At 43.7% G+C, this 11,966-nt stretch carries 8 protein-coding genes; 3 read left to right on the forward strand and 5 right to left on the reverse strand.

Features of this window, described 5'->3' with window-relative positions; translation table 11 throughout:
- Positions 1-15: 15 nt before the first annotated feature.
- Together HMPREF9447_RS12855 and HMPREF9447_RS12860 are read left to right on the forward strand one after the other, a co-directional pair.
- Entirely contained in the window at positions 16-987 is a 972-nt protein-coding gene (locus HMPREF9447_RS12855; protein ID WP_009130175.1) for a fimbrillin family protein, read from the forward strand.
- A 130-nt stretch (positions 988-1,117) separates the two neighbouring features.
- Positions 1,118-1,963 (forward strand): helix-turn-helix domain-containing protein, encoded by an 846-nt coding sequence (locus tag HMPREF9447_RS12860; RefSeq protein ID WP_009130176.1) that lies wholly within the window; start codon positions 1,118-1,120, stop codon positions 1,961-1,963.
- Positions 1,964-1,986: 23 nt separating this feature from the next.
- Here HMPREF9447_RS12860 and HMPREF9447_RS12865 read toward each other — a convergent pair whose 3' ends face one another.
- On the reverse strand, positions 1,987-4,746 hold the full coding sequence (locus HMPREF9447_RS12865; protein WP_009130177.1) for an outer membrane beta-barrel protein: 2,760 nt from the start codon (positions 4,744-4,746) through the stop codon (positions 1,987-1,989).
- A 126-nt stretch (positions 4,747-4,872) separates the two neighbouring features.
- Here HMPREF9447_RS12865 and HMPREF9447_RS12870 point away from each other — a divergent pair, with 126 nt between their 5' ends.
- Positions 4,873-7,233 (forward strand): sensor histidine kinase, encoded by a 2,361-nt coding sequence (locus HMPREF9447_RS12870; RefSeq protein ID WP_044138177.1) that lies wholly within the window; start codon positions 4,873-4,875, stop codon positions 7,231-7,233.
- 112 nt (positions 7,234-7,345) lie between these two features.
- Here the strand turns inward: HMPREF9447_RS12870 and HMPREF9447_RS12875 are convergent, their stop codons facing one another.
- From HMPREF9447_RS12875 to HMPREF9447_RS12890, 4 genes are all read right to left on the reverse strand, one after another.
- A complete protein-coding gene (locus HMPREF9447_RS12875) occupies positions 7,346-8,101 on the reverse strand; it encodes a succinate dehydrogenase/fumarate reductase iron-sulfur subunit (RefSeq protein ID WP_009130179.1) in 756 nt (251 codons plus the stop codon).
- Between the two features lie 33 nt (positions 8,102-8,134).
- Positions 8,135-10,114, reverse strand: a complete 1,980-nt coding sequence (locus HMPREF9447_RS12880) for a fumarate reductase/succinate dehydrogenase flavoprotein subunit (protein ID WP_009130180.1) — start codon at positions 10,112-10,114, stop codon at positions 8,135-8,137.
- A 36-nt stretch (positions 10,115-10,150) separates the two neighbouring features.
- Positions 10,151-10,855, reverse strand: coding sequence for a succinate dehydrogenase/fumarate reductase cytochrome b subunit (locus HMPREF9447_RS12885; protein ID WP_009130181.1), 705 nt, complete (start codon positions 10,853-10,855; stop codon positions 10,151-10,153).
- Positions 10,856-11,038: 183 nt separating this feature from the next.
- A complete protein-coding gene (locus HMPREF9447_RS12890; RefSeq protein WP_009130182.1) occupies positions 11,039-11,956 on the reverse strand; it encodes a helix-turn-helix domain-containing protein in 918 nt (305 codons plus the stop codon).
- Positions 11,957-11,966 lie beyond the last annotated feature (10 nt).

Here is an 11,966-nt window from a genome sequence, read left to right on the forward strand (position 1 = left end):
ATAATACAAACGATTATGAAGAAGATTTTATTGGCAGCCGTTGCTGCTTTGGCAATCGTAGGTTGCACGCAAAATGAAGAGATTGAGAATGTTGGTAACAAAGCGGAGATTAACTTTGGAACAATAGTAAGTAAGACTACAAGAGCTGCTGTGACAACTATTGATTCTTTGCAGAAGAGTGGTTTTACTGTGTATGCTTATAATACAGGTGAAACAAAAATGAATGGTGTCGTTGCTAAAGGATTGGGAACTCCTTTTATGGATGGTGCAGTTGCTACATATACTACAAAGTGGGAATTAGCAGGTGGTCCATATTATTGGCCTTTTAATGGTTATGTGCAGTTCTTTGCATATGCAACTGATGCAAGTGCTACATATAAGTTGAACGATAGTGATATTTATCCAACTATTACTTATACTATAAATAATGATGCTTCTAAACAGAAAGATTTTGTAGTAGCACAATTATATAATCAAGAGAAAACTGAGAGTGCTGTACAGCTTCCATTCCTTCATGCGCTCACTCAAGTGAATTTTTCAGCAAAAGGCTCCAATGTTGATTTGAAATATACGATATCTTCAATATCAATTGAAGGAGTTGCCAATACAGGTATTTATTCATTTGCAAATAGTGCGTGGAATGCTACAGGAACAGCAGGAACCTATGTTTATCCTACTGCTAAAGATGCTCCTGTTTCAGGTACTACAATAGCAACTTTAGATCAACCCAAAGGTGCTTTAATGTTGATGCCACAGACTATGACTGCCGACTCTAAGATTAAAATTAGTTATAATGTTTATAATGCTGATGATGTTCAAATTGATGCGGTTACTGATGCTGAAATAAGCTTGAATAACAAAGCAGCTTGGGAAGCAGGTAAAAAAGTACGCTATACCTTAACTTTGTCAAGTGAAGGAGCTACTATCAGCTTTGCTCCTGAGGTTGGTCCTTGGAATACAGATGATGATACCCCTGTAAATCCTTAAACTAATTCTATAGCTATATTTCCTTTCCCTGAAGACTTTCCCCTAAAAAAGTCTTCGGGGATTTTTTTGTATCTCAATAAAATATTCATATTTTTGCGGCACAATAACAAACAAAAACATTCAATCTACAATGCATGATTACTCCGTCTGTGGGGCGACCATACCGTGTCAGGAATGTCCGAAGGCTGTGGACAACTCCATAATATACGCTTCTCATCCCAGAGGCTTCCACCTCCCAGCTCAAAAATGCGAAGAAAACATCATGATTTTCCTATTGAAAGGAGAAGTGCTTATCAACAGTCAGGAGTATGCCGGAACCGTATTGCATGCCGGAGAATTCATTCTTCAAGCCATTGGTTCAAAGTATGAAGTCCTTGCACTGACAGATGCCGAATGTGTTTGTTACCGCTTCAATCAGCCGGAGCAATTCTGCGAGCAACGTTATAAGCATATTATGGCAGAGGTAACCCCGCCGCTCATCTTCTCCCCTTTAAAGATAATCCCTGAATTGAACTACTTTCTGGAAGCTTCGAAGTCCTATCTGACAGAAAAAAGAATTTGTCGCGAACTACTCTCTTTTAAAAGGAAAGAACTTGCCTTCATCCTCGGACAATTTTATTCGGACTACGACCTCTCCATGCTGGTGCATCCACTTTCTAAGTACACCTCCACTTTCCAGTATTTCGTCCTGCAAAACCATGCCAAAGTGAAGACTGTGGAAGAACTTGCCCAGTTGGGAGGATACAGCACCACCACCTTCCGGCGCATCTTTAACTCTGTTTTCCACAAACCTGTTTATGAATGGATGATGGAGAAACGCAAAGAAAGCATCGTCTATGAGCTTCGTTACACAGAAGCCACCATTTCCGAAATCTGCTATAAATATGGCTTCGAGTCTCTGCCCCACTTCTCCAATTTCTGCAAGAAGAACTTCGGCTCTTCTCCCCGTGGTTTACGGCAGAGTCATCCTGCATAAATGTGCGAGAAAGACAGTATCCGTTATTTGCGGAGCGGCTGATTGAAACGGTACTTCATTGAAATAATGAAATAGCTCCCTATTTGTTGAGTGTGGCGTTCATACAATCCATCTGCCATTGTGCCGCGATAATAATTCTTCTGTTGGCTGAGTATATCTACCCAGTTGGCTGATAGTTCAGCTTGTTTCTTTTTCAGGAAACGCCATGTGACGCTTGCATTCCAGACAAGCTGGTCGTCGTCTCCCTTTTTGATGTTTGTACCGTTTCGGAAAGAGTAATTAGCATCCGTTTTCAGTTGTATGCTTCCCGGGAGATCGGCAAATGTATTTAACCCGAAGCTGTAATTGCGGGTGTAAGTATTTGTTTCTAAGAGTGAGTTGCTGGATTGCTGAAAATTCCATCTCCCATTTAGTTCAAAATTGCCCCATTTAGGCTGGTAGGAGAAACGTAGTTCGCTGTTTAGCCCGGTGTTATGAGTGGTGCTGCGTTCCGGTTGCTCGGTTTGATTCTCGTTGATGAGGCCGACGTTTTGAGACAGATTGCTTCCGGCATTGGCATTGATGCCGAAACTTTTGATACGCTTCTGATAGCGCAGCATGCTGCCTGCACTCCAGTTTCCGTTAATATTGACCGGATAAGTTTCGCGCCCACCCGTCTGCTGGTTGTAGGTCACTGCACGGGTTTGGCTGTTGATTCTGTTTTGCAGGTTCAGCGAGGCAAAGATACCTTTATCGGTGTTCTGTGCTTCCAATCGGAAATATTGGTCGTAGGTCGGTTTCAGGTTGGGGTTACTTCGCGTGATATTCAGCGGATCACTGTTGTTGGTTGGTGAAATCAAATCCTGTAAGGAAGGTTGCCAAGTGTTCCCGAAATAACTCAGGGTTAGCCTGTTTTTCCTTTTCTGCCACGAGACTCTCAGAGTTGGACGGAAGCCGACAGAGTGAATGGCAGTATCAGCTCTCTGCAAACCGGTTTTCTGATCTAAAGTGCGTCGTTCGGGCTGCACGGACAGCCCCAGGTTTATGTTCCATATTGTGTCGGAGTAGTTGAGATAGAAATCTACCGCATGTTGCAAAGTACTGCTGTGGCTTCGGTTGCTAAGGCTGTCAATGTAGTGTGCTTCATATCCCGGTGGCAGGAAACCTACTTTTTCCTCCGTCTCTTCCATAAAGGTGGACAGATCGTATGTATTGCGGTCATCTTGTTGCTTACTGTAGTTGAAGTTATACGAAAGCTGTGAGCGCAGTTGCTTTGTGAATGGGTGCACGAACATCAGTCCGATACCTTGTTCCCGATTGGGTGAAAGGGAAGATGAGTATTGATTACGATAAAGTACGGAATCCTTTCCTGCGCTGTTCTTCAGTTGATAGTAGGTGGTTGAGGAGATGGAATAGTTTTCGTTTTCACCCTTGTTGCTATTGTACTGGGCTGTCAGGCCTATGGAACTACCTTTTTTGTTTAGTCGGCGCATGATGTTGGCGTGGAAGGAGTAGCGCTGCTGATTGCCTTGCATCAGTGAATTCATGGCAATATCATTGATTTTCTGGTCATCGGGCACATGGTCGATACCGCTGAAAGGATCCAGTATATTCAGATGGGGATTTTCATTGAACGTGGCTTGGCGGCTATTGTTGGTGCTATTATTGCGGATGAGACTGAAATTACCGAAGACGTGCACGAAAGTCATGGTGTCTATCTGCCAGCTCAGGCCCATTGTCGCATTCATATTGCGACTGCGGTTCGCATTGTCTCCGGCAGAGTATTGGTATTTGTTTCCACTCGTCAGGTACTGCTCGTTGTATGTGGAGGATTCACTGCCCTGATTGTTATGATAATACATCAGATTCCCATTGATGCTCAACTTCTCGCTGAACTTCTTCATGAAATTCATGGCGACGTTCTCCTGTATGTTATCTTTGTAGCTGGTCTTCATGTCGAGATTGCCGGAATGGGCCATTACGGAGAGGTTGTTTCCGTTCTTCTGGAAGTAATTGCCTTGCAGGTCAAAGTCTTTCTTGTTGTTATTGCCATATCCGGCTTTTCCGGATGCTAGCAGGGTGCCGTTGAACTCCTCTTTGGTTTGCAGGTCGAGCACATAATTCTCATCTCCGGTTTTGACCCCTGTCAGTTTTTCCAGTTTACTCTTCTTATCATACACTTTTATTTTACTGATGATGTTTGCAGGCAGGTTTTCCAATGCCATACGGTTGTCTCCGGCAAAGAAGGGCTCACCATTCACGTTGATTTCTTTGATGGGTAGTCCGTTGTATTTCAGCGTTTTGTTTACGCTGTCGTATTCCATTCCGGGGATACGTTTCACGAGTGCTTCGAGGTATGAGCCTTCCGGAGTTTTGTAGGCTGTGGCATTGATAACCGTAGTGTCTCCTACCTGGTCCATCTCACGAATTTGTCCTTTGACTGTAACTTCTCCCAGTTCAATGCCTTCTTTCAGCAGGATGCTACCGAAATTGATGGTGGAAGATTGGTCGTCCAGTTTGTGGAAAACGGATTGCATTCCCGTATATGAAGTTTTTAATAAGTATTCTGTTCCTTTTTGTGGAATGAATTGAAGATTGAAGTGACCATTCGCATCGCTTGCAGCTCCTTTTACAAAAGTTGAGTCTTTGCTGGTCAGAATAACTACACTTGCATAGGGCAGAGGTTCTTTACCATCTTTATTCTCTGTCACGGTGCACACTTGCCCTTTGACTGTTCTTGTTTTTTGAGCAAATAGAATAGTCGGGACCAATAAGAGCAGTAATAGAGTCCAGAATTTGTGCACGTTTTTCTGTATTATTGTAAGTAGCCACAAAAATAGGGAGTTTTGGTTGTATTCAATATTATTATAAAGGGAAAACGTTCTTTTTTCGTAGAATTTATAGTATTTTTGCTTGGTGTTAATTCTATAATGAAAACCGACAAACTTAAATATATATTTGCCTTTGTTTTTCTGCTATGTGCTTTCCTATGCGGAGTAAACTTTAAACAGTGGTATACTATTAACCATCGGTTGGAAAAACATATTTCACTTATTTATTCTTTTTCTTCTAATGATGGCGGCTACGGGAATTTTGAGGAACTCCTGCAGCAGGAATTCAGAAAACAGGGAATAGAACCTGTATTTGATAAGTTCTATCTGGATTGTAATCATCTCAGCACGAAAGATGAGATAGAAAGTATGAGGACTTATCTTGAGATTGTCAGAAACAACGAGGTAGACCTTATCCTTACGGTAGGTGACCAGTCTACATTCGCCTTGCTTGCCACTCGTCATCAATTGCTTTCTTCTATTCCTGTGGTGGCTTGTAACGTTCATTTTCCTGATGAAAAACTGATAGGAGAATATGAACGTAGTAGAGTCTATGTGTTACGGGATACGCCGGATTTTAAACGTAACCTGGATTTTATTACATTATTGCACCCAAATGTAGACATGGAGATTATCTACAATGTAGACCTGACCATTCTTGGACATAAATCTTTCGACTTGTTTACTCGGTTCATCGACAGGAGGAATGTGCAGGTTTTAGGTTATGAATCGGCTTTCTCCGCACAACTTCAGTACAAGAAATTGCAAGAAATGATTGAGTACTACAATCTGAAACCCGCTGTGGCAAGGCAACGTTTCAAGAAGGAGAAATTGACCATAAGCCTTTGCCCTTTCCGATATATTAAGGGGACTTCCTTGCTCGTTATGATGGAGAAGTCGAGAACTGACCAGGGCAAACAGGTATTCCTGCTGGATAAGTTTGATATGATGGCACTCCCGATAGTTAAAGCTATGAATGTTCCCTCTTTCAGTTGTATCCGCGAGGGTTTCGGGGAAGGTACTAAGATTGTGGGTGGCTACATGGCTACGGATGAGATTTCCGCCCGGTCTGCAGCTGATTTTTCAGTCCGCCTGATGAATAAGGAGAAAATGGGCATGCCTAAAATCAGGGATTTGGAGAAAGAATATGTACTCGATTGGACTTATTTTTCTGCTCATAGCAGCTACCATATGAAGAATGTGCCGAAAGGTGTGCGTATCATCAATTACCCACTCTACGACCATTATCGTGAAGAACTTTATCTTCTGGTCGGGGTGTTTGTTCTTGCTTTTATTCTTGTATTAATCAGTCTGTTGCGTATGCGCCGGCATTCCCGGATTGCACGTGAGAATATGGAGATGCTTGAAGAGGCTCATAAGCGCCTGACTCTTTCTACAGATGGAGGCCGGGTCTCACTGTGGAATATACAAGGGGGTGATATTATTGAATTTGATGAAAATTATACTCGTCTGGTGGGACTGGAGCAGCGGAGCTTTGTGAGAATGGATTTCCTGAAGTATGCACATGCGGATGATGTGCCGTTATTGAATTCATTGTATGAAACACTGCATCAGTCTACAGATATGCAGGTGCAGCGTGTACGTTTCTGCTTTGGCGAAAAAAAGGATGATTACCGTTGGTATGAACTCCGGTGCCGCAGCCTGAAAGATGCTAAAGGAAAGATAATGCTGGCGGGTATCATGCAAGATGTTCAGGAACAGGTGGAGCGTGAGGAGCAGCTTATTCTGGCCAAACGGATAGCAGAAAAAGCCGAATTGAAACAGTCTTTCCTTAATAATATGAGTCATGAAATCCGTACTCCGCTCAATGCTATTGTTGGCTTTACGAACTTGTTGGTAGGTGAAGGCGCTGACGAGATTGAACCGGAAGAGCGGGAAGCTATGCTCGAACTTATCAATCGTAACAACGAACTGCTTCTGAAACTTATTAATGACGTAGTGGAAATATCCCGTCTGGACTCCGGAAATATGAACTTTGAGATTAAAGAGTGGAACATGGTGGAAATTGTGAAGGAGATTTATATGACTTATCAATCCTTGATCCAGCCTTCACTGCATTTCCGGCTGGAACTGGATGAAAAGGCCTCTCTGCCTGTCAATATAGATCGTTTGCGCTTTAGTCAGGTTATTTTCAACTTCCTGAATAATGCGAATAAGTTTACCCGGAATGGTGCGATAACATTAGGATGCAAAGCAGATAAAAACCATAATCAGATTAGTATATATGTGGAGGATACTGGCAAAGGCATTGAAGAAAAAGAACTCATGATGATTTTTGACCGTTTCTATAAAGCTGATGAGTTTGAACAGGGAAGCGGGTTGGGACTTTCTATCTGTAAGGTTATTATCGAGAGGTTGGTCGGGCGCATAGAGGTGCAGTCTGAAGTGGGAAGGGGTAGTTGTTTTACGGTAATTCTGTCTTTAGCAAATCCGGTATAGAATAACTGAAAAGACTTCTTCGCTACCTTTCGGGCTATAAGTATATGAAAACTCCTCTGCCAGTTGCCCGGCAGAGGAGTTGGTGATATTAATCAAATGTAGAAAGGGCTGTTTAGTCTTTCAGTTTTGCGATGATGAAGTCACGATTCAAGCGAGCGATGTTGCTGATAGAAATATTCTTCGGACACTCAGCTTCGCAAGCGCGAGTGTTAGTACAGTTACCAAATCCGAGTTCATCCATCTTGCTCAACATTGCTTTCGCACGGCGCAATGCTTCCGGTTTACCTTGCGGCAGCAAGTTCAACTGGCTAACTTTGGCAGAAACGAACAACATAGCAGAACCATTCTTACATGCAGCTACGCAAGCACCGCAACCGATGCAAGCAGCAGCATCCATAGCTTCGTCAGCAATCTGTTTCGGGATCAGGATAGCGTTGGCATCCTGAGGAGAACCTGTACGTATGCTCACGTAACCACCGGCTTGCATAATCTTGTCATAAGCTGTACGGTCTACTATCAAATCCTTAATTACCGGGAAACCGGCAGAACGCCACGGCTCAACAGTAATGGTATCGCCATCGTTGAAACGACGCATGTAAATCTGACAGGTAGTAGCGCCGGTTGCAGGGCCATGCGGATGTCCGTTGATGTAGAGCGAACACATACCGCAGATACCTTCGCGACAGTCATGATCGAATACAACTGGTTCATTACCTTCAGCAATCAGTTGCTCATTCAAGATATCCAACATTTCGAGGAATGAAGTGTCACCGGGGATATCTTTCATTTGGTATGTTTCGAAAGCGCCTTTTGCCTTTGGACCTTTCTGGCGCCATACTTTCAGTGTGAAACTTATATTTTTATCCATTTTCTTTAATTCTTTAAATGTTCAACTTCCCGATTAGCTCTTATAGTTACGAGTCTGTACCTTGATTGCTTCGTAAACCAACGGTTCTTTCAGCAACTCAGGAGCTTTTTCGTCGGAGCCTTGATATTCCCAGCAAGCAACGTAGAAGAAATTTTCATCATCACGTTTTGCTTCACCTTCCTCAGTCTGGTATTCTTCACGGAAGTGACCACCGCAGCTTTCGTTACGGTTCAGAGCGTCGTAAGCAACCAATTCACCCATGATGATGAAGTCGTACAGGCGGATAGCTTTATCCAACTCTACGTTCATACCTTCCTTGTCTCCCGGGATAAACAGGTCTTTTTCGAATGTCTTGCGGATTTCTTTCAGTTTGGCGATGCCGGTCTTCAAACCTTCTGCTGTACGACCCATACCTACAAATTCCCACATCACATGACCCAGTTCCTTGTGGATAGAGTCTACAGACTTCTTGCCCTTGATGTTCATCATCCAGTTGATTTTTTCCTGAATAGCTTTCTCTGCTGCTGCAAATTCAGGCAGGTCGGTAGAGAAACGGGGAACTGTAATCTGGTCGGCCAAATAGTTTTGGATAGTATAAGGCAATACGAAGTAACCGTCAGCCAGACCTTGCATCAATGCAGAAGCACCGAGACGGTTAGCACCGTGGTCAGAGAAGTTACATTCACCGATAGCGAACAGACCCTTGATAGAAGTCATCAGTTCGTAGTCAACCCAGATACCACCCATTGTGTAGTGGATAGCCGGATAGATCATCATCGGATTATAATATTTCACACCGGCAATTTCTTTTGCCAGTTCACCCGGATTAACGTCAGTGATTTCCTCATACATATCGAAGAGGTTGCCATAACGTTGAAGAACAATATCAATGCCTAAGCGGCTGATAGCCTCAGAGAAATCGAGGAATACTGCCAAGCCTGTATTGTTCACACCGAAACCTGCATCGCAACGTTCCTTAGCAGCACGACTGGCAACGTCGCGCGGAACCAAGTTACCGAATGCCGGATAGCGGCGTTCCAAGTAATAATCGCGGTCTTCTTCGGGTATATCGCTTCCCTTAATTTCGCCTTTCTGGAGTTTTACAGCATCTTCTTTCTTCTTCGGAACCCAGATGCGACCGTCGTTACGCAGAGATTCCGACATCAAAGTCAGTTTAGACTGCTTGTCACCGTGAACAGGAATACAAGTGGGGTGAATCTGTACCATAGCCGGGTTAGCCATCCATGCACCTTTACGGTAGCAAGATATAGCAGCCGTACAGTTACAAGTCATAGCGTTGGTAGACAGGAAGTAAGCATTTCCGTAACCACCGGTAGCGATAACTACTGCGTGGGCAGCGAAACGTTCCAGTTTACCGGTAACGAGGTCTTTAGCAATGATACCGCGTGCACGTCCGTCGATGAGGACAACGTCCTGCATTTCATAGCGGGTGTATAGTTTTACAGTACCTGCGTTTACCTGGCGGCTCAGTGCAGAGTATGCACCCAGCAACAATTGCTGTCCGGTTTGGCCTCTGGCATAGAATGTGCGTGATACCTGAGCACCACCGAAAGAACGGTTATCCAACAGGCCGCCGTATTCGCGGGCGAAAGGAACACCTTGTGCCACACATTGGTCGATGATGGCGTTGGATACTTCTGCCAAGCGATAAACGTTAGCTTCGCGGGCACGATAGTCACCACCTTTTACAGTATCATAGAACAGGCGGTAAACAGAGTCACCGTCGTTTTGGTAATTTTTAGCAGCGTTGATACCACCCTGTGCAGCGATGGAGTGTGCGCGGCGTGGAGAATCCTGAATACAGAAGTTGAATACTCTGAAACCCATTTCACCGAGTGAAGCGGCGGCAGAAGCACCTGCCAATCCCGTACCTACCACGATGATATCCAAACGACGTTTGTTGGCGGGGTTAACTAATTTCTGGTGAGCTTTGTAGTTGGTCCATTTCTCAGCCACCGGTCCTTCCGGAATTTTTGAATCTATCTTAGTCATAATGCTATTACATTTTAATCGTTTACAATTTACAAATTAGCAAGCACCGCCGCACATCAATGATTTTGCAAAGAATACGACAACTACCAGGGCGAAGCATACAACAACGATAGTGGAGTAGATGTTAGAAATACATTTCCAACGGTTAATCCATACTTTGTTGTTCCAGCCCAGAGATTGCATGGAGCTCCAGAAACCGTGAGTCAGATGGAACCATAATGCACCCAGCCAAATGAGGTAAAGCACTACGTATACCGGATTGCTGAATGTGTTTTCAATGTGATGAACACCGTTAGCGGCAAATTCCAGCGTAGTTGCATCGGCATACATACCCATGTTGTGCATCAACTCGGGAAGTTGCATCTTTGCCCAGAAATTAATCAGGTGAAGACCCAAGCCTACGATTACGATAAGACCCAACACGAGCATATTCTGAGAAGCCCATTCCACAGTCTTAGGTTTATCTACTACAGCATAGCGTTCGTTACCGCGCGCTTTGCGGTTCTGCATCGTCAGCCAGAAGGCGTAGATGATGTGAATGATGAAAAGGGCAGCCAAACCTACCGTAGCCACCAAGGCATACCAGTTTGCTCCCAGGAACTCACAAACCATGTTGTATCCCTCTGCCGAGATTAATGCAACCAGGTTCATCGCCATGTGAAACGTCAGAAACAGGACAAGGGCGATACCGGTAACGCTCATCACCACTTTCCTTCCTACAGATGAATTACTTAACCACATAAATGATTGAATTTAAATTATTTAATAGTTAGAAAATTTGCTTTTCTTTAGAGTTTCCTGCTAATTTCCCGCAAAAATAGATGAAATACATTGATTAAACAAGGAATTAAAGAAATAATTCCGTAATTCAAGGGAAAGATAGAAGTTGACAGACGGTAAGGGAACAAACTGACAGGGAATGGATTAATCTTCCCTGTCAGCTTGTTCCCTTGCCGAGTCGTCCCCTTTTTCTTTGATAATGGTGATTTTTTCCCCGCTGGCAGCACGTTTCCGCAGGGCTCGGGGCGTGTCTCCAAAGGAATCTTTGCAGAAGTGGGCAAAGTGGGATAAGGAGTCGAAACCATACCGCGCACTGATTACGGAAACACGTTGTTTGGTAAATTGCAAGTCGTTCAGAATACCTTCACGCTTCTTGTCCAATATCCATTCGTATACAGGTACATTATACATATTTTTAAACAAGCGACGGAATGTAGTGGTGGTGTATCCTCCTAAATGGGCGAATTCTTCCACATTCTTCACCTTGTCGTAGTTCTGCATAATGAAATAATGGAAACTTTCAGTATAAGTACTGATGGGATAGAAGAAAGTACTTATCTGGCGTAGCGGATAATAGCAGGTTAATATGTAAACCAGTTCCTGACGTTTGAGGTCAAGGTATTTTCCGCAAGCAGAAGGTTGTTCTTTGAAATAATCGACGATATCGTGCAGTAAACGTTCCAGTTTTGCGTTGGCTATCAATGGCGTGTAGGTCAGTGGAGCTTCGGAGCGTTCCAGAATCTCTTTATAGCGGTCCTCACATAAAAGTGGAAGTTCCGTAAACCAATAAGCGATATATTCCACATCGGTTAGTGCCAATAACTCCATTTTTGAACCGATAGCTTGCAAAACACATTGTCTACTTTGGAGTGTAGTTCCAGGGTATTCGTTGCTATTTATCAGCAACTCACCCTTTATCACAAAAATCATGCAGTTTTGTGTGCACTTCTCCGCAGAGAAATGCTGCCCCTGAGGATATTGGCGGTATGCCAACGTCCCCTCAGAAACTTTCGGGCACAGACTACAATCTACTTGCCGTGTGCAAAGAGTGTCTTTTGTCATGAAATATAGG

It is taken from the genome of Bacteroides oleiciplenus YIT 12058, assembly GCF_000315485.1.
Lineage (GTDB): Bacteria > Bacteroidota > Bacteroidia > Bacteroidales > Bacteroidaceae > Bacteroides > Bacteroides oleiciplenus.